Annotated in this window: 19 protein-coding genes, 1 pseudogene and 1 riboswitch; of the genes and pseudogenes, 13 read left to right on the top strand and 7 right to left on the bottom strand. The window is 73.7% G+C overall.

The features are described 5' to 3' along the window. Positions 1-27: 27 nt before the first annotated feature. Positions 28-219: an Arc family DNA-binding protein gene (locus OG946_RS12840; protein ID WP_326796243.1), complete on the bottom strand. Its 192-nt coding sequence runs from the start codon at positions 217-219 to the stop codon at positions 28-30. Between OG946_RS12840 and OG946_RS12835 the strand changes: the two are divergent. Continuing rightward, positions 175-432 (top strand): annotated as a pseudogene (locus OG946_RS12835) (zinc ribbon domain-containing protein); the annotation flags it as partial. The gene OG946_RS12840 and the pseudogene OG946_RS12835 overlap by 45 nt on opposite strands. Before the next feature lie 283 nt (positions 433-715). On the opposite strand, the gene OG946_RS12830 reads toward OG946_RS12835, so the two are convergent. Both OG946_RS12830 and OG946_RS12825 read right to left on the bottom strand, forming a co-directional pair. Further along, on the bottom strand, positions 716-1,522 hold the full coding sequence (locus tag OG946_RS12830) for an SDR family oxidoreductase (protein WP_326796242.1): 807 nt from the start codon (positions 1,520-1,522) through the stop codon (positions 716-718). A 127-nt stretch (positions 1,523-1,649) separates the two neighbouring features. Next, positions 1,650-3,014, bottom strand: coding sequence for a diaminopimelate decarboxylase (locus OG946_RS12825; RefSeq protein WP_326796241.1), 1,365 nt, complete (start codon positions 3,012-3,014; stop codon positions 1,650-1,652). A gap of 144 nt (positions 3,015-3,158) precedes the next feature. Between OG946_RS12825 and hutU the strand changes: the two genes are divergently transcribed. The 4 genes from hutU to hutI all read left to right on the top strand — a co-directional run bounded on the left by hutU (position 3,159) and on the right by hutI (position 8,694). Continuing rightward, entirely contained in the window at positions 3,159-4,832 is a 1,674-nt protein-coding gene (gene hutU / locus OG946_RS12820) for a urocanate hydratase (RefSeq protein ID WP_326796240.1), read from the top strand. 20 nt (positions 4,833-4,852) lie between these two features. Next, a complete protein-coding gene (locus OG946_RS12815; RefSeq protein ID WP_326800237.1) occupies positions 4,853-6,073 on the top strand; it encodes an allantoate amidohydrolase in 1,221 nt (406 codons plus the stop codon). Then, the gene (locus OG946_RS12810) at positions 6,070-7,410 is read left to right on the top strand and encodes a formimidoylglutamate deiminase (protein ID WP_326796239.1); all 1,341 of its coding nucleotides are present in this window, start codon (positions 6,070-6,072) and stop codon (positions 7,408-7,410) included. The genes OG946_RS12815 and OG946_RS12810 overlap by 4 nt, the downstream gene beginning before the upstream one ends. An 84-nt stretch (positions 7,411-7,494) precedes the next feature. Beyond that, complete coding sequence (gene hutI / locus OG946_RS12805) at positions 7,495-8,694, top strand: imidazolonepropionase (RefSeq protein ID WP_326796238.1); 1,200 nt, start codon at positions 7,495-7,497, stop codon at positions 8,692-8,694. Positions 8,695-8,761: 67 nt separating this feature from the next. Here the strand turns inward: hutI and OG946_RS12800 are convergent, their stop codons facing one another. Further along, positions 8,762-10,129, bottom strand: coding sequence for an alpha/beta fold hydrolase (locus OG946_RS12800; protein WP_326796237.1), 1,368 nt, complete (start codon positions 10,127-10,129; stop codon positions 8,762-8,764). A 94-nt stretch (positions 10,130-10,223) separates the two neighbouring features. Continuing rightward, entirely contained in the window at positions 10,224-11,258 is a 1,035-nt protein-coding gene (locus OG946_RS12795) for an RNA polymerase sigma factor SigF (protein WP_326796236.1), read from the bottom strand. Between the two features lie 245 nt (positions 11,259-11,503). Between OG946_RS12795 and OG946_RS12790 the strand changes: the two genes are divergently transcribed. Both OG946_RS12790 and OG946_RS12785 read left to right on the top strand, forming a co-directional pair. Further along, a complete protein-coding gene (locus OG946_RS12790; protein WP_326796235.1) occupies positions 11,504-11,872 on the top strand; it encodes an STAS domain-containing protein in 369 nt (122 codons plus the stop codon). 200 nt (positions 11,873-12,072) lie between these two features. Next, positions 12,073-12,606 (top strand): ATP-binding protein, encoded by a 534-nt coding sequence (locus OG946_RS12785; RefSeq protein WP_326796234.1) that lies wholly within the window; start codon positions 12,073-12,075, stop codon positions 12,604-12,606. 118 nt (positions 12,607-12,724) lie between these two features. Here the strand turns inward: OG946_RS12785 and OG946_RS12780 are convergent, their stop codons facing one another. After that, positions 12,725-13,678, bottom strand: coding sequence for an alpha/beta hydrolase (locus tag OG946_RS12780; RefSeq protein ID WP_326796233.1), 954 nt, complete (start codon positions 13,676-13,678; stop codon positions 12,725-12,727). Between the two features lie 202 nt (positions 13,679-13,880). Between OG946_RS12780 and OG946_RS12775 the strand changes: the two genes are divergently transcribed. Beyond that, a complete protein-coding gene (locus OG946_RS12775; RefSeq protein WP_047016091.1) occupies positions 13,881-14,555 on the top strand; it encodes a response regulator transcription factor in 675 nt (224 codons plus the stop codon). Between the two features lie 27 nt (positions 14,556-14,582). After that, complete coding sequence (locus tag OG946_RS12770; protein ID WP_326796232.1) at positions 14,583-15,824, top strand: ATP-binding protein; 1,242 nt, start codon at positions 14,583-14,585, stop codon at positions 15,822-15,824. A 109-nt stretch (positions 15,825-15,933) separates the two neighbouring features. On the opposite strand, the gene OG946_RS12765 is transcribed toward OG946_RS12770, so the two are convergent. Continuing rightward, positions 15,934-16,551: a GtrA family protein gene (locus OG946_RS12765; RefSeq protein ID WP_326796231.1), complete on the bottom strand. Its 618-nt coding sequence runs from the start codon at positions 16,549-16,551 to the stop codon at positions 15,934-15,936. A 155-nt stretch (positions 16,552-16,706) separates the two neighbouring features. On the opposite strand from OG946_RS12765, the gene OG946_RS12760 reads away from it, so the two are divergent. The 4 genes from OG946_RS12760 to OG946_RS12745 all read left to right on the top strand — a co-directional run bounded on the left by OG946_RS12760 (position 16,707) and on the right by OG946_RS12745 (position 21,309). Then, on the top strand, positions 16,707-17,837 hold the full coding sequence (locus OG946_RS12760) for a 5-(carboxyamino)imidazole ribonucleotide synthase (RefSeq protein WP_442814611.1): 1,131 nt from the start codon (positions 16,707-16,709) through the stop codon (positions 17,835-17,837). A gap of 7 nt (positions 17,838-17,844) precedes the next feature. Next, positions 17,845-18,360, top strand: a complete 516-nt coding sequence (purE, locus tag OG946_RS12755; RefSeq protein WP_326796229.1) for a 5-(carboxyamino)imidazole ribonucleotide mutase — start codon at positions 17,845-17,847, stop codon at positions 18,358-18,360. An 89-nt stretch (positions 18,361-18,449) separates the two neighbouring features. Continuing rightward, positions 18,450-19,667 (top strand): dipeptidase, encoded by a 1,218-nt coding sequence (locus OG946_RS12750; RefSeq protein WP_326796228.1) that lies wholly within the window; start codon positions 18,450-18,452, stop codon positions 19,665-19,667. A gap of 231 nt (positions 19,668-19,898) precedes the next feature. Beyond that, a riboswitch (cyclic di-AMP (ydaO/yuaA leader) is annotated at positions 19,899-20,091 on the top strand. Positions 20,092-20,094: 3 nt separating this feature from the next. Continuing rightward, positions 20,095-21,309 (top strand): transglycosylase family protein, encoded by a 1,215-nt coding sequence (locus tag OG946_RS12745; RefSeq protein WP_326796227.1) that lies wholly within the window; start codon positions 20,095-20,097, stop codon positions 21,307-21,309. The last annotated feature ends 18 nt before the right edge of the window (positions 21,310-21,327 follow it).

Raw genomic sequence — 21,327 nt, 5'->3', positions numbered from 1 at the left:
CGGCGGGGCGGGCAAGTCGAAACGGCGTCAGCGCGATTTGTTGTCCGCTTCGGCAGCGGTGCGCTCGGTCTCCAGGCGATAGACGATCTCGGAGTTGAGGGACCTTCGGGCGGACTTGGCCTGAGCTGCCAGCCACTCGTGGAGGTCGGCGGGTAGGCGGAGCGTGATGCGCCTCTCTTCATGGGCCGCAAGCACGGGCGGGACATCCGGCTCGTGCACCCTGCGCACACCACCATGGACTGCGCGTCGTGCGGAGCGAGAACCAAGCACGCACTTCCGCTGTCCGAGCGCACCTACACCTGCAGCGCATGCGGAGTCGTGTCCCCCAGGGACAAGAACTCCGCCCGCGTGATACTCATCCGGGCAGGTCTCAACCCGGCTGGTGCCGAGGGCGTAAGACCTCCGGGGGCGCTGCTCCCGGAGGCGGCCTGAGCCAGGAATCCCCTTTGCATCAGGGAGGGGAGGACGTCAAGGAGTCCTCGAACCCCATCACCGATGCCGACCAGCCATCCACGGCGAGCGGGTGGCCGACGACCCGGCAGTTGCCCGCCCGGCTGATCGCTACGCGAGGAGATGGCTGGTGAAGCCGTCGCGAACGAGGGATGCGTACGCCGCGTACACCTCCCCCGGACCCGAGCTTGGGGTGCCTTCCGGTCCGCGGCCCCGGCCCCGGAGTCATCCCCGCCCCGGACCCCCGGGCCGGAGCTGCGCGGCTTCAGCGGAGGGTGATGATGTTGCCCGTCACGAGGGCGGCGTCGTCGGAGGTGAGAAACACGATGGCCCTGGCGACGTCGGCCGGCGCGGCGACGTGGAAGTGCGTGCCGCTCGACGCGACGAACTCGCGGACCTCGTCGGTGATCCAGCCGGTGTCGGTCACCGGCGGGTGCACGACGTTCGCGGTGATGCCGAGATCGGCCAACTCCGCCGCGGCGGACAAGGTGTAGTCGGTCTGAGCGGCCTTCGCGGCCCCGTAGGAGACCTCACCGGGGAATCCGAGGTCTCCGCCCGAGGTGAGGCCCACGATGCGTCCCCAGGCGGCCCCGCGGGCGCGGTGGCGCCGGGACAGCTCGCCGATCAGCAGGGCGGGGGCCATCGCATCGACGGCGAACTGCTGGGACCACGTCTCGGCGGTGACCGCGCGCAGCGGCCGGCCGAACCGGTCGGCCGGCCGGGGCGCGAAGGAGTCCTGGATCCAGCCGGACGCGTTGTTGATCAGGATGTCGACCGCGCCCAGGCGTTGCTCTGCCGCGTCGAAGAGGGCCGCAGGGGCCGCCGGATCGCTCAGATCCGCTTCGAGGGACTCGGCCCGCCCTCCTGCCTCGCGGATCTCCTCGACGACCGCCTCCCCTCCGGCGGACCGGGCGCGCCGGTAGTCGTCCGTCGCCTCCTCGCCGGATTCGCGCAGGTAGGTGCAGAGCACGGCAACGCCGCGAGCGGCAAGGGCCTTTGCCACTGCCGCCCCGATTCCGTGGTTGGCACCGGTGACGATGGCGACGTGGTCCGTCCGGGCTGTCTCGGGCATGACGAAGTACTAACAGAGCGAGACCACACCGCGACATCGGTTTTCCGGGGTGCTGTCCTTCGCCGGCGGCCGTCTCACCGCAGGGGCCGGCCAGTCCGCGGCCTCGGGCATGTCAGCCGCCGCGGCGTCAGGTCAGAGTGGTGAGGGACCTGCTGTGGTTGCCGCCGGATTCCTTGACGATCTCCGGGAGGGTCTGGGCTGTTCTGACCGTGGCGAAGCGGACCTCGGTGGCGTCCGTCGTGAAGCCGTGGATCGCCGGGCGGGGGAGGCTGTTGTAGGAGAAGGGGTTGGAGAAGTAGTACGCGCCCGTGTCGAGGAGCGCCACGTGGTCGCCTGCCGCCAGCGGGGGGAGTGCGCGGGCGCGGGCCACCAGGTCGCCGGCGAAGCAGCACGGGCCCGCCACGTCCTGGGCGACCGGGGTGCCCGTCTTGGGGTGGCCTGCCGCGTCGTACGCCGTCACGCGCAGCGGCCAGGAGTCCGGGGCGAAGACCGTGCGTACGGCCACCTGGACGCCCGCGTGGGTGACCGCGATGGGGCGGCCGCCGGCGGACTTGGCGTACTCGACGCGGGCCAGCACCAGGCCGTTCTTCGCCAGAAGGGAGCGGCCGAACTCCGTGATCAGCGCGTAGCGGCCGTCGAACAGGCCCGGGATCCCGGCGCGCAGCAGCCGGGCGTAGTCCGCGAACGCCGGCGTGACCTCGTCGGAGTCGAAGTTGACCGGCAGGCCGCCGCCGATGTCCAGCGTGGTGACCTGCCGCCGGCCCGCGGCCGCGTTGATCTCCTCCGCCAGTTCGTACGCCGCGCGCACCCCCGCCGCCATCAGCGGCAGCGGCACGCCCTGCGAGCCCGTGTGGGTGTGCAGCGCGGTGAGCCAGGGGCGGTCGACGTACGCGCGGACCAGCCAGTCGCGGGCGCCCTCGTCCTGGAGCGTCACGCCGAACTTCGACGTGGCCGTCGCCGTGCTCATCGCGCCGATGCTGCCGCCGCCGACCTGCGGGTTGACCCGTACGCCGATCGTCGAGCGGGTCGGCGCCGAGCGGACCAGGGCATCGATGCGGGCCAGCTCTTCGGGGTTGTCGGCGTTGACCGCGATGCCCAGGGCCAGGGCGCCGCGCAGTTCGGCGGCGGTCTTGGCGGGGGAGTCGAGCACGGTGCGGTCCGGGGGTACGTCCGCCGCGCGGGCCAGCTCCAGCTCCCCGGGGCTGGCCACTTCCGCGCCCAGGCCCTCGTCGGCGAGCAGCCGCAGCACCGGCACCAGGGAAGCGGCCTTGACCGCGAAGGAGTGCAGCACCGGCGTCCCCGGCGCGATCACCTCGTCGAACGCGGCCCGCAGCGCGGCCGCGGACTCGCGGATGCCCGCGACGTCCAGCAGCCCCACCACCGGCTCGGCGTCGGACACCAGGCCCCCGGCCAGCGCCGCGCGTACCGCCAGGTCGCGGCGGGCGGCGAGCGGGAGATCCTGCGGCACGGGAACGGGCTCGTCGTCAGGCATGGCGGCAGTCAATCATCCGTCCGCAAATGCTGTCGTACGGCGTCCAACTGTCGGACGCGAGGCGGCCTTGACTAGGGTAATTCAGTCGCGCCAGGATGTGTTTCTGTTCATTCAGGAACGGACGGTGCGCGCCAGGAGGCAGGCATGGCAGGACCCCGACCCGTGCGGGCCCCGCGCGGCAACCAGCCCGGTGCCCGCGGGTGGCAGCAGGAAGCCGCCCTGCGGATGCTGCAGAACAACCTCGACCCCGAGGTCGCCGAGCACCCCGACAAGCTCGTCGTCTACGGCGGCACGGGCAAGGCCGCCCGCGACTGGGACTCCTTCGACGCCATGGTCCGTACGCTGACGACCCTCGGCCCCGACGAGACCATGCTCGTCCAGTCCGGCCGCCCCGTCGGCGTCATGCAGACCCACGAGTGGGCGCCCCGCGTCCTCATCGCCAACAGCAACCTCGTCGGCGACTGGGCCACCTGGGAGGAGTTCCGCCGGCTGGAGGCCCTGGGGCTGACCATGTACGGCCAGATGACCGCCGGTTCGTGGATCTACATCGGCACGCAGGGCATCCTCCAGGGCACGTACGAGACCTTCGCCGCCGTCGCCGCGAAACGGTTCGGCGGCACCCTCGCCGGCACCGTCACCCTCACCGCGGGACTCGGCGGCATGGGCGGCGCCCAGCCGCTCGCCGTCACCATGAACGACGGCGTCGCGCTCTGCATCGAGTGCGACCCCTCCCGCATCGAGCGCCGCCTGGAGCACGGCTACCTCGACGCGAAGGCCGACAGCCTGGAGCACGCCCTGCGGCTGGCCACCGAGGCCCGCGACGCCCGCCGCCCGCTGTCCGTCGGCGTCCTCGGCAACGCCGCCGAACTGGTGCCCCGGTTGCTCGCCGCCGGCGCCCCGATCGACATCGTCACCGACCAGACCTCCGCCCACGACCCGCTCGCGTACCTGCCCCTCGGCGTCGACTTCGCCGACATGGCCGCGTACGCCGCCGAGAAGCCCGCCGACTTCACCGTCCGCGCCCGCGAGTCGATGGCCCGGCACGTCGAGGCCATGGTCGGCTTCCAGGACGCCGGCGCCGAGGTCTTCGACTACGGCAACTCCCTCCGCGGCGAGGCCAAGCTCGCCGGCTACGCCCGCGCCTTCGACTTCCCCGGCTTCGTACCCGCCTACATCCGCCCCCTGTTCAGCGAGGGCAAGGGCCCCTTCCGCTGGGCCGCGCTCTCCGGCGACCCGGGGGACATCGCCGCCACCGACCGCGCCATCCTCGACCTCTTCCCCGGGAACGAGTCGCTGGCCCGCTGGATCCGGCTGGCCGGCGAGCGCGTGCGGTTCCAGGGCCTGCCCGCCCGCATCTGCTGGCTCGGCTACGGCGAGCGCGACCGGGCCGGCGAGCGGTTCAACGACATGGTCGCGAGCGGCGAGCTGGCCGCGCCGCTGGTCATCGGCCGCGACCACCTCGACTGCGGCTCGGTGGCGTCCCCGTACCGCGAGACCGAGGCCATGCGCGACGGCTCCGACGCCATCGCGGACTGGCCGCTGCTCAACGCCATGGTCAACGTCGCCTCCGGCGCCTCCTGGGTCTCCCTCCACCACGGCGGCGGCGTCGGCATGGGCCGCTCGCTGCACGCGGGACAGGTCACCGTCGCCGACGGCACGGCGCTCGCGGGCGAGAAGATCCGCCGGGTGCTGACCAACGACCCCGGCATGGGCGTCATCCGGCACGTCGACGCGGGCTACGAGCGGGCCGAGGAGATCGCCGCCGAGCGGGGCGTGCGCGTACCGATGCGGGAGAACGCGGAAAGCGGACCCGCGTGAGCCCGTCCTCGTTCCAGGAGATGTGGCGCGAGCTGCGCCCCCTCGGGCGGTACGCGCCCTCCGGCGGCTACCGCCGGTTCGCGTGGACGGCGGCGGACGCCGACTGCCGGGCCTGGTTCCGGGCGCAGGCGAGCGCGCGCGGGCTCGCGTACGAGACCGACCGCAACGGCAACCAGTGGGCCTGGCTCGGCGACCCCGCCGCAGGCGGCGCCGTCGTCACCGGTTCGCACCTCGACTCCGTACCCGACGGCGGCGCCTTCGACGGCCCCCTCGGCGTCGTCTCCGCCTTCGCCGCCCTCGACGAGCTGCGCGCCCGCGGCGTCCGCCCAGGGCGCCCCCTCGGCGTCGTCAACTTCGGCGACGAGGAAGGCGCCCGCTTCGGCCTGGCCTGCGTCGGCTCCCGGCTCACGACCGGGCAGCTCACCACCGCCGCCGCGCACGAACTGCGCGACGCCGACGGCGTCACCCTGCCGCAGGCGATGGAGCGCGCGGGCCACGACCCCGACGGCATCGGCCCCGACCCCGAGCGGCTGGCGCGCCTCGGCGCCTTCGTCGAGCTGCACGTCGAGCAGGGCGTGGCGCTCGCCGGTACGGACCACGCGGTGGGCGTGGCGTCGGCGATCTGGCCGCACGGCCGCTGGCGGTTCGACTTCCGCGGCGAGGCCAACCACGCGGGCACGACCCGCATGGAGGACCGCCACGACCCGATGCTGACCTACGCCCACACGGTGCTGTCCGCCCGCAAGAAGGCAGCGCAGGCCGGCGCCCGCGCCACCTTCGGCAAGGTCGCCGTCGAGCCCAACGGCGTCAACGCCATCCCCTCGCTCGTCCGCGGCTGGCTCGACTCGCGCGCCGCCGACGAGGAGACCCTCCACACCCTCGTCGCCGCCGTCGAGCAGGCCGCCCGCGAGCGCGCGGGACGCGACGGCACGGCGCTGGAGGTCACCCGCGAGTCGCTGACGCCCGTCGTCGACTTCGACCACGCCCTGCGCGACCGCCTCGCCGCGCGCCTCGGCGGCGCGCCCCTGCTTCCGACGGGGGCGGGACACGACGCCGGGATCCTGTCGGGGGCGGTGCCGGCGGCCATGCTGTACGTACGGAATCCGACCGGCGTCTCGCACGCGCCGGCCGAGTCGGCGGACGAGGACGACTGCGCGGCGGGCGTACGGGCGCTCGCGGACGTGCTGGCGGACCTGTCCTGCGACGGCAGCTCCGTACCACGGTCGGAAGGGGCCGCGTGACGACGTACTGGGCGGAACAGGCATGGGTCGGCGGGGTCGTCGAACCCGGTGTCGTCCTGGAGGCGGCGGCGTCCGGCGGGCTGCTCGCCACGGTACGGACCGCGGTCCCCGCGCCGCCGCCGGGCGCCACCGTCCTGCGCGGGCTCACCCTCCCCGGTCTGGCGAACGCCCACAGCCACGCCTTCCACCGCGCGCTGCGCGGCACCGTCCAGGTCGGCTCCGGCACGTTCTGGACCTGGCGCGAGGTGATGTACGGCGTCGCCGACCGGCTCACCCCCGGCACGTACTACGACCTCGCCCGCGCCGTCTACGCCGAGATGGCGCTCGCCGGGATCACCTGCGTCGGCGAGTTCCACTACGTCCACCACGCGCCCGGCGGCGCCCGCTACGACGACCCCAACGCCATGGGCCACGCGCTGATCGCCGCCGCCGCGGCGGCCGGGATCCGGCTGACCCTGCTCGACACCGCGTACCTGGCCGCCGGCTTCGGGCAGCCGCCGGGGCGGCACCAGCTCCGCTTCAGCGACGGCGACGCCGACGCGTGGGCAGAACGCGCCGGCGCCCTCGAACCCGACGACGACACCGTCCGCGTCGGCGCCGCCGTCCACTCCGTACGCGCGGTGCCCGCGGGACAGCTCGCCACCGTCGCGGGCTGGGCCGCCGACCGCCGCGTCCCGCTCCACGTCCACCTCTCCGAGCAGCCCGCCGAGAACGAGGCGTGCATCGCCGCCCACGGCGTCACCCCCGCCCGCCTTCTCGCCGACCACGGCGTCCTCGGCCTCCGCACCACCGCCGTGCACGCCACCCACCTCACCGCCGACGACCTCACCCTCCTCGGCCGCAGCAGCACGGGCGTCTGCATGTGCCCCACCACGGAACGGGACCTCGCGGACGGCATCGGCCCTGCCGCGGCCGTGGAGCGGGCGGGCAGCCCGCTGTCGCTGGGCAGCGACAGCCACGCCGTGATCGACCTCTTCGAGGAGGCGCGGGCGCTGGAGCTGAACGAGCGGCTGCGCACCCGCCGCCGCGGCCACTGGACGGCCCACCAACTGCTGCGCGCCGCCACCGAGGGCGGCTACCAGGCCCTCGGCTGGGACGCGCCGGCCCGGCTGGAGCCGGGCGGGCTCGCGGACTTCACCACCGTGGCACTGGACAGCGTGCGCACGGCGGGCGCGGTGCCGCGGCTGGGCGCGGAGGCGGCGGTGTTCGCGGCGACGGCGGCGGACGTGCGGCACACGGTGGTGGGGGGCCGGCACGTCGTACGGGACGGGGTGCACGCGCTCGTGAAGGACGTACCGGGGGCGCTGACGGCGGCGATCGCGGCGCTGCGCGGCTGACTCCCGTACCCCGGTCCCGCACACCACCGGCCCACGGAACCGTATTCCCGTCCCGCACGCCACCCCGACCCACGAGGGCAGGACATGACCGCCACAGCCATCGTCAACATCGGCAGCCTCGTCACCAACGACCCGGCCCTCGGCGACGGGCCGCTCGGCCTGCTGGAGGACGCGGCCGTCGTCTTCGACGGCGACCGCGTCGCCTGGGTCGGCGCGGCGGACGCGGCGCCGGCAGCGGACACCGCGTACGACGCGGCGGGGCGGGCGCTGCTCCCGGGCTTCGTCGACTCGCACTCCCACCTCGTCTTCGCCGGCGACCGCACCCGCGAGTTCGCCGCCCGGATGTCGGGGCGCCCGGCCGCGTCCTATCAAAAGCGTGGGGCAGGCGGCATCCGCACGACGGTCGCCGCGACCCGCGCCGCAACCGACGAGGAACTGGCGGCGAACCTCGCCCGGTTCGTCCGCGAGATGCTCCGGCAGGGCACGACGACGCTGGAGACGAAGTCCGGCTACGGGCTGACGGCGGCGGACGAGGCGCGGGGGCTGCGGGTCGCGGCGGAGCAGGTGGAGGAGGTCACGTACCTCGGTGCGCATGTCGTCGCGCCGGAGTACGCGGACGATCCGGGCGCGTACGTCGACCTGGTCACCGGCGAGATGCTGGACGCCTGCGCGCCGTACGCGCGGTGGATCGACGTCTTCTGCGAGAAGGGGGCGTTCGACGGCGACCAGGCGCGGGCGATCCTCGCCGCCGGCAAGGTACGCGGCCTGACCCCGCGGGTGCACGCCGGCCAACTGTCGTACGGGCCTGGGGTGCAGCTCGCCGTCGAGCTGGAGGCGGCGTCCGCGGACCACCTGACGCACCTGACCGACGCGGACGTGGCGGCGCTGGCGTCGGGGGTGACGGTGGCGACGTTCCTGCCGGGCTGCGAGTTCTCGACCCGGGCCGTCTACCCGGACGTGCGGCGGGTGCTGGACGCGGGCGCGACGGTGGCGCTGTCGACGGACTGCAACCCGGGCTCGTCGTTCACCAGCTCCATGCCGTTCTGCGTCGCCGTCGCGGTACGGGAGATGGGCATGACGCCGGACGAGGCGGTGTGGTCCGCGACGGCGGGCGGCGCGGCGGCGCTGCGGCGCACGGACGTGGGCCGCCTGGCACCGGGCGCGCGGGCGGACGCGGCACTGCTGGACGCGCCGAGCCACGTACACCTGGCGTACCGCCCGGGGGTGCCCCTGGTGGCGGAGGTGTGGCGCCGGGGGGAGCGGGTGACGGCGGGCGGCAACTGAGGAGCGACGGCGGGCGCGTGCGCGCCGGGCGGCAACTGAGGAGCGGCGGCCGGTCCCGGCGGGCCGGTCAGCAACTGAGGTTCGCGTCCGGGTCCGCCGCGGGGCGCGCCGTCAGATGCTCCACCGCCGCGCGTTCCGCGCACTCGTTGCCGAAGCCCACCAGCCCGTGCCGCCTGCCCGGCACCGTCAGCAGCGGCGCCCGGAACCGCATCGCCACCCGCTCCGCGCCCGCCGCCGGCGTGCGGATGTCGTCCTCGCTGTTGATCAGCAGCAGATCCGCCCCGTCGGCCGCGCCGTAGTCCCCGTCAACGGCTCCGTCTGCGCCCCGTTCACCGGCCCCGGGCCGGACCGCGCCCAGCGGCTCCCCGCGCCCCGGCCAGTGCACGCAGGGTGCGTAGTCGCGCGCCACCGTCCGCGTACGCCACCGCGCCTCGTGGGCGTCGTCCAGCTCCCGCAGCAGCGCCCGCACGTTCCCCGGCCACCGGAAGTCCGTGCAGTGGACGCCCAGGAAGAGCGCGAGGGGCGGCGGTCCCGGGTCCAGTTCGTCGAATGCCGCCCGCACGTCGGACGGCACCGCCTTCGGTACGGCCCTGGGGCCCGGCTCCGGCACCTGCTCGTCGTCCAGCTCCTCGCGGGTGTGCAGCGTCCTCAGTACGTAGGACGTGCCCGGCCGGTCCGGGTCGACGACCCCGTCGAAGACCGCCGCGCGCACCCGCTCAGGGTGGCGGGTGACGTAGACCTGGCCGGCCACCGTGGCGTACGAGTGCAGCAGCAGGCTGATCCGCTCCTCGCCCAGCGCCCGCCGGACCCGCTCCAGGTCCGTCGCGCCCGCGCGGGAGCCGAGGCGGGCCAGCAGCGGGCCGTAGGCGAGGCGGCAGCCCTCGACGTAGTCGCGGGCGGCGGCGTCGACGGCGGTGACGTCCCGGACGAGCCGGAGGCTGCGCGCGGTGCCGAGGCGGTCGAGGGCGCCGCGGGGCTCGCCGCAGTCGACGCGGTGGCTGCGACCGGTGCCGCGGCGGTCGTAGCCGACGATGTCGAATCGGTCGCGCAGCGCGCGCGGGTAGTCGACGCCGGCGGACACGGCCTCCTGGAGGCCCGACAGACCCGGCCCGCCGGGCGCGAGGACGAGCGCGCCGATGCGGCGGGCGGGGTCGCGGGCGGGCAGCCGGGAGAGCGCGAGGCGGAGGGTCTCGTGGCTGCCGCCGCCGACGGGCACGGTGACGCCGCGGCACTCGCGCTGCTCCATGCCCGTCAGCGGGCAGGGGGTCCACTCGTCGCCGCCGGGGTCCGGTTCGTACGAAGAGGTGCCAGCAGCAGACGGCTCCGGGCCGTCCCCGCCCGGCATCGCGCACGCGCCCGTCCACGCCAGCGCCAGCGCCGTGAGCAGGGCGAGCACCGGGCCCTGGCGGCCGGGCCGCCGCCGGGGGGAGGCCATGGGCCGATCATGGCACCGCCTCCCCGGAAACCCGGGGAGGCGGCTCTCGGCCAGGTCCGCGGTCCGGTGTCCGGTCCGCGGCCCGGTCTCCGGCTCACTCCTCGACCATCAGCCCCTTGCGCAGCCGCACCAGCGTCCGCGACAGCAGCCGGGAGACGTGCATCTGCGAGATGCCCAGCTCCTCGCCGATCTCCGACTGGGTCATGTTGGCCACGAAGCGCAGCGAGAGGATCTTCCGGTCGCGCGGCGTCAGCTCCGCTATCAGCGGCTTGAGGGACTCGACGTACTCGATGCCCTCCAGGCCGTGGTCCTCGTAGCCGATGCGATCGGCGAGGGCGCTCTCGGAGTCGTCCTCCTCGGGCTGCGCGTCCAGCGAACTGGCGGTGTAGGCGTTCGAGGCGGCCATGCCCTCGATGACCTCGTCCCTGCCGATGTCCAGCCGCTCGGCCAACTCGTCGACCGTGGGGGCGCGGTCGAGCTGCTGTGCCAGCTCGTCGCCCGCCTTCGCCAGGTCGAGGCGCAGCTCCTGCAGCCGCCGCGGGACGCGTACGGACCAGGAGGTGTCGCGGAAGAAGCGCTTGATCTCGCCGATGATCGTCGGCATCGCGAAGGTGGGGAACTCCACCCCGCGGGCGGGCTCGAAGCGGTCGATCGCCTTGATGAGCCCGATCGTGCCGACCTGGATGATGTCCTCCATCGGCTCGCTGCGCGAGCGGAACCGGGAGGCGGCGAACTTCACCAGCGCCAGGTTGAGTTCGATCAGGGTGTTGCGCACGTACGAGTACTCGTGGGTGCCCTCTTCGAGGGTGCCGAGCCGGTCGAAGAGGGTCTTGGACATGGCCCGCGCGTCCGCGGGGGCGACCTCGTCGAAGGCGATGCCCTCCAGCTCGTCGATGCTCCCCGTGAACGAGGCCGCCGCGATGCCGGCGGCGTCAGCGGCGTCAGCGCCGCTCGCGGTTTCCGCGATGCTCGCGATGTCCTCGGTGGCCTGGTCGGCGGCGTCCTCGCCGCCGGGCCCGCCACGGGAGACGACGGTGTCCGCGCCGTGGTGCTCAGTGTGGTCGTCGCCGTGCTCGGCGTGGGGTCGTGCCGGCGGCGTGCTCGCCGCGGCGTCGAGCCGGGTTGACATTTGTCCTCCATCGTTCTCGGCAATGCGGCTGCCGATGCCAGTTCTTGTCCGCTTGTGGTCTGCGGCGCCTCCCAAGGCCACGTGTGGTGAGTGCTTCTAGCCCTACCCGCTTCTCTCCTCCGGTGCAAGAATCAGGTGTCCATATTTGCCCTATTATGTTGGCTGTTCGGGTGCCGAACGTGTGACCAAAGGCGTAGGGTCGGAGCTGCATCGCACGACAGCCCGAGGTCAGGAGACAAGCGCGCATGGACGCCGGAACCGCCGGAAGCCCGAGCCGCGGCCGACTGCACGTCGACGTGCGGGTCCATGGCGGGAGCGCCGTCCTCACACCTGCGGGTGAACTCGATTACCACACGGCCGAGGTGCTGCGGGAGCCGCTGGAGCGATGTATCGCCGGCGGCCGCAGCCGGCTCGTACTCGACTGCTCGCGCCTGGAGTTCTGCGATTCGACCGGGCTGAACGTGCTCCTCGGCGCCCGCCTCAAAGCGGAGGCCGACGGCGGAGGTGTGCACCTCGCGGGGCTGCAGCCGGTGGTGGCCAGGGTCTTCGAGATCACGGGTGCGGAGGCGGTCTTCTCGCTGCACGACACCCTGGAGGCCGCCCTCGTGGAGTGACCTCCCGGTCACCGGATGCCGGGTGGGGCCGGTGCGTCAGGTGATGCGCGTCACAGTGTCCCGGGGAAACTCGGGGGTGTTTCCGCGATCTCGTAGGGCAGAAGCCCAGGCGAAACTTCTGGAACGGGCAGGAAGGGCACGAATGCGCGGACGGGTGCGCGAGCGGGCGTGCGGTTGCGCGAAGGGGGTGTCGTGAGGCGATGAGCTTCAGGTCGTTGCCGCCGGGCGCACTGCCGCCGGAGGGCGAGGCCGGCAGCGGCGCCGCCGCGCCCGCGCGCCCGGACGGCGCCGCCGCGGACGATCCGGCCGCCGAGCCCGCCCCCGCGGGACAGGTCCGCCGGCTGCGGCTCGTCGGCGCCAGCGGCATGGTGCCCCGCGCCCGCGACTTCGCCCGCCGGGCCCTGGAGGACTGGGGCTGGCTGCCCGCGGTCAACGCGGAGCAGCGCGCGGCCGCGGAGGACGTCCTGCTCGTCGTCTCGGAGCTGGTCACCAACGCCTGCCTGCACGGCGGCGGCCCGGACGAGCTGCGGCTGCGCACGGCGGGCAAGGTGCTGCGGCTGGAGGTCAGCGACTCCGGCACCGGCACGCCCGAGCCGCGCACCCCGCACCGCGCCAGCCGGCCGGGCGGGCACGGGATGTTCATCGTGCAGCGGCTGTGCCTCGACTGGGGCGTGCAGCGGGAGCCCGGAGTGGTGGGCAAGACCGTGTGGGCGGAGCTGTCCGCGCCGCTCTAGCCCGTCGTACGCCGCACTGGCGGTTCGCCGTACGAGCCGCTTGCCGTAAGTCGTACGTGTCCCGCCAGCCGCACGTCGTACGAGCCGATCGTCGCACGCCCCCGCCCGGCGCGTACGCCTATCCGATCCGCTCCCGCAGCCACCCCTCGATCTCCCCGACCACCCCCGGCTCCGTCAGCAGCCGCATCCCGTGCGCGCTGCCCGGCACCACCCGCACCCGGACGTCCCCCGCGGGCATCCCCTGCGCCCGCTCCGCCGCCGCCACCTGCTCCGAGTGGTACGCGGGCACGAAGTCGTGCGCCGAGTGCAGCAGCAGCATCGGGGCGTCGTCCCGCCCGGACGCCGTGCTCCGCGGGTCCAGCGACCACCACGCGCGCCGGCACCCCGGGTCCGCCGACAGCGACGGCGTGCCGTCCGGTACGCACCCCGCCAGCCGCTCCGCGCTCGCCCGCAGCCGCCGCTCCGCCGCCGTCGCCCCCGGCGCCCCGCCGTCCAGCCAGGCCCGGTACGGCGACGCCACCGGCGACAGCGCCACCACCCCGGCGCTGTGCGCGGCCCCCGCCCCGTACGTGGCCGCCGCGACGGCGAGCTGCCCGCCCGCCGACGAGCCCAGCACCCCCACCCGCGCCGGATCCACGGCGTACCCCGCGGCGTGGTGCCGCACCCACCGCAGCGCCGCCAGCACGTCGTCCCGCTGCGCCGGCCACGACACCTCGGGGGTGAGGCGGTAGCCGGCGTCGAAGACCGCGTAGCCGCGCCGGGCGAAGTCCCGCGCCCAGTGCTCCCAGTCGGTGTCGTACGACCAGTACCCCCCGTGCACCACGACCAGCCCGCCCCGGAGCGCCCGCCGCGGCTGCCAGTGGACGGTGACGCGCTGCCGCGGATGCTCCCCGTACGCCTCGACGCTCCGCCTGAGCGCCCCGTCCGCGCCGGGCCGCTGCTCCGCCATCCGCTCCGCCGTGCGCTCCGCGGGCACGATCCCGGCCGGCAGCACCACCGCCGTGAGCGCCGCGGCGGTCCCCAGCGCCGCGGTCACGAGCCGCCGACGCCACCGGACCCGTACCGCAGCCATCGCACCCGCCTCCCGCGGACCGGCCGGCCCGGTGCCCTCATGGTCGCCGACAACCCCGCGCGCCGCGATCCGGCGACCGCGATCAGGCGGACGGCGCGAACCGGCGCACGGACGCCGCCGAGACGTTCGAGCGCGTACCGGGAGGTGAGAGAACCCGACGCCACCGGCACACTCTCGGTGACCGGAGGTCTACCATCGCACCATGACCCGAGTACTGCTGGCCGAGGACGACGCGGCCATCTCGGAACCGCTTGCCCGCGCGCTGCGCCGGGAGGGCTACGAGGTGGAGGTACGGGAAGACGGTCCCACGGCGCTCGGTGCCGGGCTCCGCGGCGGCGTCGACCTCCTCGTGCTCGACCTGGGCCTCCCCGGCATGGACGGCCTGGAGGTGTGCCGGCGGCTGCGCGCCGACGGGCACGGCTTCCCCGTGCTGGTGCTCACCGCCCGCGCGGACGAGGTGGACACCGTCGTCGGCCTCGACGCGGGCGCCGACGACTACGTCACCAAGCCCTTCCGCCTCGCCGAGCTGCTCGCCCGGGTCCGGGCCCTGCTGCGCCGCGGCTCCACCGAGGCGCAGCCGCCGGCCACCCACGGCGTACGCATCGACACCGACTCGCACCGGGCCTGGCTCGGCGAGGAGGAACTGCAGCTCACGGCGAAGGAGTTCGACCTGCTGCGGGTGCTGGTGCGGGACGCGGGCCGGGTGGTCACGCGCGAGCAGTTGATGCGCGAGGTGTGGGACACCACCTGGTGGTCCTCCACCAAGACGCTCGACATGCACATCTCCTGGCTGCGCAAGAAGCTCGGCGACGACGCCGCGAACCCCCGCTACATCGCGACGGTCCGCGGAGTGGGCTTCCGCTTCGAGAAGAGCTAGGCCGGCCGCCCGCGGCCTCAGGCAGCCATGCGCAGACGGCTCATCAACAGCACCCTCGCGGTCGTGCTCGTCGTCATCGCCGTCTTCGGCGTCTCGCTCGTCATCGTCGAGACCCGCACCATCGAGGCCGCCGCGCGCGACCGGGTGCAGTCCGAGGCCGTGCGGCTGTTCAGCGTCGTGGAAGGCAAGATCGCCGACGACGCGCGGGTGACCCGCCAGGCGCTCGCCGGGCAGGTCACGGACGGGCGGTACGCGGAGGTGGAGCTGCCGGGCCGGCCGCCGCTCAAGATGGGGGAGCGGCCCGAGGGCTCGGTCATCGAGGCCACCGAGACCGGCAGCAGGGGCGAGCGGGTCACGGTCATGGAGGCCCGCGACCGGGTCAACGACGAGCTGGGCCAGACCCTGCTGATCATCTTCGCGGTGGCGCTGCTCGCCGTCGGCGCCGCCGTGCTGCTCGCCGTCCGCCAGGCCAACCGGCTCACCGCCCCGCTCACCGACCTCGCCGAGACCGCCGAGCGCCTCGGCTCCGGCGACCAGCGCACCCGCCACCGCCGCTACGGCGTCCCCGAGCTGGACCGCGTCGCCGACGTGCTGGACGCCAGCGCCGAGCGGATCGCGCGGATGCTCACCGCCGAGCGGCGGCTGGCGGCGGACGCCTCGCACCAGCTCCGTACGCCGCTGACCGCGCTGTCCATGCGGCTGGAGGAGATCGCGCTGACCGACGACCCGGCGACGGTCAAGGAGGAGGCGGCGGTCGCGCTCACCCAGGTGGAGCGGCTGACGGACGTGGTGCAGCGGCTGCTGACCAAGTCCCGGGACCCCAAGGCCGGCTCGGGCATGGGCTTCGACCTGGACGAGGTCGTCAAGCAGCAGTTGGAGGAGTGGCGGCCCGCGTACCGCGGCGAGGGGCGGGCGATCGTCCGCTCCGGCAAGAAGGACCTGCGCGCGGTGGGCACGCCGGGTGCGGTGGCGCAGGCGCTCGCGACGCTGATCGAGAACGCGCTGATGCACGGCGCGGGGACGGTCGCGCTGCGCACCCGGGTCACGGGCAACCAGGTGGTCGTGGAGGTCACCGACGAGGGTCCCGGCGTCCCGGCGGACCTCGGCTCGCGGGTCTTCGAGCGCACGGTCAGCGGGCGCAACTCGACGGGGCTGGGGCTGGCGGTCGCCCGCGACCTGGCGGAGGCGGACGGAGGGCGGCTGGAGCTGGTGCAGCAGAAGCCGACGACGTTCGCGCTGTTCCTCGCGCGGGAGCACGAGGAACACTGAGGGGGCGTGCGGCGCACGCGGCCGGCTCGGGCACGGGGCGCGCGGGAGGGCTTGCGGGGGTGGAGGGGGCGCGTACGCGATACGTGAGGGCTCGTACGGGGCGCGGACGCTACCGCCGCGCCGCGACCGCCTCTTCCTGCGCCTCGGGTTCCTCCGGTTCCCCTGGTTCCCCCGGCTCCTCCGGCTCCTTGGCCTCCCGCGGCTTCCGCCGGCCGCCCGGGATCCGCACCTCGGGGGCCACGGCTATGTCACCGGCTTCGCCGGCATCGGCGGGCGCGGCGGCGGGCCGGGCCGCGGGCACCGCACGGAACACCCAGCTCCGGTAGGACCAGAAGCGGAACAGCGACGCCACCCCGATGCCCAGGAACTTGAAGATGTTGTTCTGCAGTGGCGTGTCCCAGTCGAACCCGTACGTGGCCACGTACAGCAGGCCGTTCTCGATGACGAGCCCGGCGGCGCTGAAGACCAGGAACAGGGTGAACTCGCGCGGGGGCCGGGTCTTGTCCCGGTCGCGGTAGGTGAAGTACCGGAAGCCTATGTAGTTGAAGATGATCGCGACGGCCGTCGCGATCATGCTGCAGCGGACCACGGGAAGCTCCGTGGAGTTCCGCACGAGGTTGAAGACCACCAGGTTGACCAGGACACCGATGCCCCCGACCGCGGCGAACTCGGCCACCTCGCGGCTCAGGCGGCGCAGCCGCGTTGCCCCCGGTTGCCGTGCACTCATCAAGATCGTCAGACTCCGATGGTCGGTGGTGTTCCCCTGGTCCCGGTCTTCTCCGGCGGGCCGGAGCCCTCATGCTAACCGGGCCCGCCGACGGAGGGGGCGGCTCCGCCCGGCCGGCCGATACGCTGGGACGCGTGACATTCCCGGTAGTCGGCATGATCGGCGGGGGACAGCTCGCCCGGATGACCCACCAGGCAGGCATCCCCCTCGGCATCAGGTTCAAGCTCCTCAGCGGCACCCGTACGGACTCCGCCGCCCTGGTGGCGGGTGACACGGTCGTCGGGGATTACCGCGATCTCGACACGCTGCGTGAGTTCGCCCGCGGCTGCGACGTGATCACGTTCGACCACGAACACGTACCGACCGAGCATCTGCGGGCCCTCCAGGCCGAGGGCGTCGCGGTCAGGCCGGGCCCGGACGCGCTGGTGTACGCGCAGGACAAGGGCGCCATGCGGGCCCGGCTGACGGAGCTGGGCATCCCCTGCCCGCGGCACCGGATCGTGGCGGACCCGGCGGACGTGGCGCGCTTCGCGCGCGAGGGCGGCGGCTTCCCGGTCGTGCTGAAGACGGTCCGCGGCGGGTACGACGGCAAGGGCGTGTGGGTCGTCCGTACGGAAGAGGACGCCGCGCCCCCGTTCCGCGCGGGGGTGCCGGTGCTGGCCGAGGAGCTGGTGGACTTCCGCCGCGAGCTGGCCGCGAACGTCGTCCGCTCGCCGAGCGGCCAGGCGGTCGCGTACCCGGTGGTGGAGTCGATCCAGGTCGACGGCGTCTGCGACACGGTCCTCGCCCCGGCGCCCGGGCTGGCGCCGGAGGACGCAGTGCGTACGCAGCAGCTCGCGCTGCGCATCGCGATGGAGCTGGACGTGGTGGGCCACCTCGCGGTGGAGCTGTTCGAGGCGGACGGGCCGGACGGCGAGCCCCGGATCCTCGTCAACGAGCTGGCCATGCGCCCGCACAACTCCGGTCACTGGACGCAGGACGGCGCCGTCACCTCGCAGTTCGCCAACCACGTGCGCGCCGTGCTCGACCTGCCGCTGGGCGACCCGCGCCCGCGCGCGCCGTGGACGGTGATGGCGAACGTCCTCGGCGGCGACTACCCCGACATGTACCCGGCGTACCTGCACTGCATGGCCCGGGACCCGGGGCTGAAGATCCACATGTACGGCAAGGACGTGAAGCCCGGCCGCAAGGTCGGCCACGTCAACACCTACGGCGACGACCTGGCCGACGTGCGCGCCCGCGCCCGCCACGCCGCCGACTACCTGCGGGGGACGATCACGGAATGAGCTACGCATGAGCGCGGAGAACAGCCCGCTGGTCGGCATCGTCATGGGCTCCGACTCCGACTGGCCGGTCATGGAGGCGGCGGCGCAGGCCCTGGACGAGTTCGAGGTCCCGTACGAGGTCGACGTCGTCTCCGCACACCGGATGCCGCACGAGATGATCGCCTACGGCGAGCAGGCCGCGCCCCGCGGCCTGCGCACCCTCATCGCCGGCGCCGGCGGCGCCGCCCACCTCCCGGGCATGCTCGCCTCCGTCACCCCCCTCCCGGTCATCGGCGTCCCGGTCCCGCTGAAGTACCTCGACGGCATGGACTCCCTGCTCTCCATCGTCCAGATGCCCGCGGGCGTCCCGGTCGCCACGGTCTCCGTGGCCGGCGCCCGCAACGCGGGCCTCCTGGCCACCCGCATCCTGGCCACCCACGACGAGGACCTCCGCGCCCGGATGACGGCGTTCCAGGAGGACCTGAACCACCAGGCCCGCGAAAAAGGCACCCGCCTCCGCCGCAAGACCACCCACGCGGGCTGACACACCGTCCGATCAGGGCCCGGTCGTCCGGCTGTCAGCCTGCGCGGATAGCGTGTGTCTCACGCTATCCGCGCAGGGAGGACGACCTTATGACCGGCGAACTGCTCGCGCGTGCGCGCGAGGTGCTGCGGGCGCATCCCGTCGTCGACGGGCACAACGACCTTCCCTGGGCCCTGCGCGAGCAGGTGACGTACGACATCGACCGGCGCGACATCGCCGTCGACCAGAGCGCGCGGCTGCACACCGACCTCCCGCGGCTGCGGGCCGGCGGGGTGGGGGCGCAGTTCTGGTCCGTGTACGTGAGCGCCGAGCTGGCCGGGGACGCCGCCGTGAGCGCGTGTCTGGAGCAGATCGACGTGGTGCGCCGGCTCGTGGACCGCTATCCCGGGGAGCTGCGGCTCGCCGTGACCGCCGACGAGGTGGAGGCGGCGCGGGCCGACGGGCGGATCGCCTCGCTGATGGGGGCCGAGGGCGGGCACTCCATCGCCAACTCGCTCGCCACCCTCCGCGCCTTCCGCCGGCTCGGCGTGCGCTACATGACGCTCACGCACAACGACAACACCGACTGGGCCGACTCCGCCACCGACGAGCCGCGGCACGGCGGGCTCACCGCCTTCGGTGAGGAGGTGGTGCGCGAGATGAACCGGGTCGGCATGCTCGTCGACCTCTCCCACGTGGCGCCCTCGACCATGCGCCACGCGCTGCGCGTCACCGAGGCGCCGGTCGTTTTCTCCCATTCATCCGCTCGCGCCGTGTGTGACCACCCGCGCAACATTCCGGATGATGTGCTGGAAATGCTCCCCGCCAACGGCGGCGTGGCGATGGTCACGTTCGTGCCGAAGTTCGTCCTGCCCGCCGCCGTGGCGTGGACCGCGGAGGTGGACGAGCACATGACCGCCCGCGGCCTCGACCCGTTCGGCGCGGACGACGAAGCGGTCCGCGTGCGGCGTGCGTTCGAGGAGGCGCACCCGCGGCCGCAGGTGACGGCCGCGACCGTGGCGGATCACCTGGATCATATGCGCGAAGTGGCGGGAATCGACCATATCGGTATCGGTGGCGACTTCGACGGCACGCCGTTCACGCCGGAGGACCTCGCCGACGTGGCCGGTTATCCGCATCTCGTCGCCGAACTGCTGCACCGCCGTTGGTCGGAAGAAGACCTGGCCAGGCTGCTGTGGGTCAACGCGCTGCGGGTGTTGCGCGACGCCGAGGCGGCGGCGCGCGAAGTGGCCGCTCGGCGCGGCCCGTCGATCGCCACCATCGAACAGCTCGACGGCCCCGCGAAGGTCCAGGGGCGAGCAGAGTGACATAAGTCACTCACAGAATTCTCACGTCATGAGGCGATGTGTCCGACTCCTCTTGTGTCGACAAGTCTCCACCGGAGAGGGGGAATTGAGGAGTGGCACGGGATGGGGCGATTGTCGGGCTGATTCCGATGTGATGTGGGGAACGGCCTTGATGACGGTTCGCAGCTTGTTCTGTTTTCGGCTGTGTGATTACGGTGCTCGCCGTGCTCGCGCCACCGATGCGGGTACCTCGTCGCCGTAACGCCGAATCCTGTCGGCGGCGACGGGCAGGCACTTGAGCTTTCACGGCAGGAGCGGGGGACCCAGGTAAGTGCCGCACCGCGCGCAAGCGCGGGGAGGCTTGGGGTGAAGCCATGCTCCGCATGGCCGGGCATCTCCAGCTCGAACCCGACAGCTCACCTCGCAGGCGTCGGAGAGGAGCATGTCCATGTCCGCACGCGGACGTCACCGTCGCCTGGGCCGGATAGCCCGGGGCAGCAGGGCCCTCATCGTCACCGCCGGCAGCGCCGGCGTCGCCATTCCGCTCATCGCCGGCGGCCACGCCCAGGCCGCCTCCGTCGACACCTGGGACCGCGTGGCCCAGTGCGAGAGCGGCGGCGACTGGAGCATCGACACCGGCAACGGCTTCTACGGCGGCCTGCAGTTCGTGCAGAGCACCTGGGAGGGCTACGGCGGCACGCAGTACGCGCCGCGCGCCGACCAGGCCACCAAGGAGCAGCAGATCGAGATCGCCGAGAAGGTCCTCGCCTCGCAGGGCCCCGGCGCCTGGCCGGTCTGCTCGGTGCAGGCCGGGCTCACCCAGGGCGGCCCCGCCCCGGACCTCTCCACCGGCGGTGGCGAGAAGAGCGAGCCCGAGGCGCAGACCGAGTCCGGGCAGCCCGCCGAGCAGGCCGCCAAGGACGAGGCCCCGAAGCAGGAGAAGGCGCCGGAGAAGAAGTACGAGAAGGCCGGCAACTACACCGTCGTCTCCGGTGACACCCTGTGGGACATTGCGCGCAAGCACGGCATCGCGGGCGGTTGGCAGACGATCTACGAGGGCAACAAGGACGTCATCGGCGACGACCCGGACCTGATCTTCCCCGGTCAGGAGTACGAGTTCGACGGCGGCGAAGAGGTCACCCTGGACGAGCCGGAGACCACGTCGGCCCAGCCGTCCTCCGCGCAGGAGGAGAAGCTGGCGGCCGAGGAGCCGCAGCAGGAGGAGCAGTCCGCCGAGGCCGCTCCTGCGGGCGGGTTCTCCGCCCCGGTCGACGCGGGTCTCTCCACCGCGTACCGGGCCGCGGGCGGCTCGTGGTCCAGCGGTTACCACACCGGTGTCGACTTCTCCGCCGGCACCGGCACCCCGGTCAAGGCCGTCACCTCCGGCACCGTCGTCAAGGCCGGCAACGGCGCCGACGGCGGCGCGTACGGCATCGCCGTCGTGATCAAGCACGACGACGGCCGCTACAGCCAGTACGCCCACCTGTCGTCCACCTCGGTGAGCGTGGGCCAGAGCGTGGGCGCCGGCGACCAGATCGGTCTCTCCGGCTCCACCGGCAACTCCACCGGGCCGCACCTGCACTTCGAGGTGCGCACCAGCCCGGACTACGGTTCGGACGTCGACCCGGTCGCGTACCTGCGCGACAACGGCGTCTCCATCTGAGGGTCCCCCGCACGGCGC

It is taken from the genome of Streptomyces sp. NBC_01808 (assembly GCF_035917395.1).
Classification (GTDB): domain Bacteria; phylum Actinomycetota; class Actinomycetes; order Streptomycetales; family Streptomycetaceae; genus Streptomyces.
The sequence above is the reverse complement of the archived record's forward strand: the minus strand, read 5'-3'. Positions and strand labels throughout refer to the sequence as shown.

Bases quoted from the DNA above. Each gene is read 5' to 3' on its own strand.
- OG946_RS12830 (WP_326796242.1), bottom strand. From the start codon at position 1,522: ATGCCCGAGACAGCCCGGACGGACCACGTCGCCATCGTCACCGGTGCC.
- OG946_RS12825 (WP_326796241.1), bottom strand. From the start codon at position 3,014: ATGCCTGACGACGAGCCCGTTCCCGTGCCGCAGGATCTCCCGCTCGCC.
- hutU (WP_326796240.1), top strand. From the start codon at position 3,159: ATGGCAGGACCCCGACCCGTGCGGGCCCCGCGCGGCAACCAGCCCGGT.
- OG946_RS12815 (WP_326800237.1), top strand. From the start codon at position 4,853: ATGTGGCGCGAGCTGCGCCCCCTCGGGCGGTACGCGCCCTCCGGCGGC.
- hutI (WP_326796238.1), top strand. From the start codon at position 7,495: ATGACCGCCACAGCCATCGTCAACATCGGCAGCCTCGTCACCAACGAC.
- OG946_RS12800 (WP_326796237.1), bottom strand. From the start codon at position 10,129: ATGGCCTCCCCCCGGCGGCGGCCCGGCCGCCAGGGCCCGGTGCTCGCC.
- OG946_RS12795 (WP_326796236.1), bottom strand. From the start codon at position 11,258: ATGTCAACCCGGCTCGACGCCGCGGCGAGCACGCCGCCGGCACGACCC.
- OG946_RS12790 (WP_326796235.1), top strand. From the start codon at position 11,504: ATGGACGCCGGAACCGCCGGAAGCCCGAGCCGCGGCCGACTGCACGTC.
- OG946_RS12785 (WP_326796234.1), top strand. From the start codon at position 12,073: ATGAGCTTCAGGTCGTTGCCGCCGGGCGCACTGCCGCCGGAGGGCGAG.
- OG946_RS12780 (WP_326796233.1), bottom strand. From the start codon at position 13,678: ATGGCTGCGGTACGGGTCCGGTGGCGTCGGCGGCTCGTGACCGCGGCG.
- OG946_RS12775 (WP_047016091.1), top strand. From the start codon at position 13,881: ATGACCCGAGTACTGCTGGCCGAGGACGACGCGGCCATCTCGGAACCG.
- OG946_RS12770 (WP_326796232.1), top strand. From the start codon at position 14,583: ATGCGCAGACGGCTCATCAACAGCACCCTCGCGGTCGTGCTCGTCGTC.
- OG946_RS12765 (WP_326796231.1), bottom strand. From the start codon at position 16,551: ATGAGTGCACGGCAACCGGGGGCAACGCGGCTGCGCCGCCTGAGCCGC.
- OG946_RS12760 (WP_442814611.1), top strand. From the start codon at position 16,707: ATGATCGGCGGGGGACAGCTCGCCCGGATGACCCACCAGGCAGGCATC.
- purE (WP_326796229.1), top strand. From the start codon at position 17,845: ATGAGCGCGGAGAACAGCCCGCTGGTCGGCATCGTCATGGGCTCCGAC.
- OG946_RS12750 (WP_326796228.1), top strand. From the start codon at position 18,450: ATGACCGGCGAACTGCTCGCGCGTGCGCGCGAGGTGCTGCGGGCGCAT.
- OG946_RS12745 (WP_326796227.1), top strand. From the start codon at position 20,095: ATGTCCGCACGCGGACGTCACCGTCGCCTGGGCCGGATAGCCCGGGGC.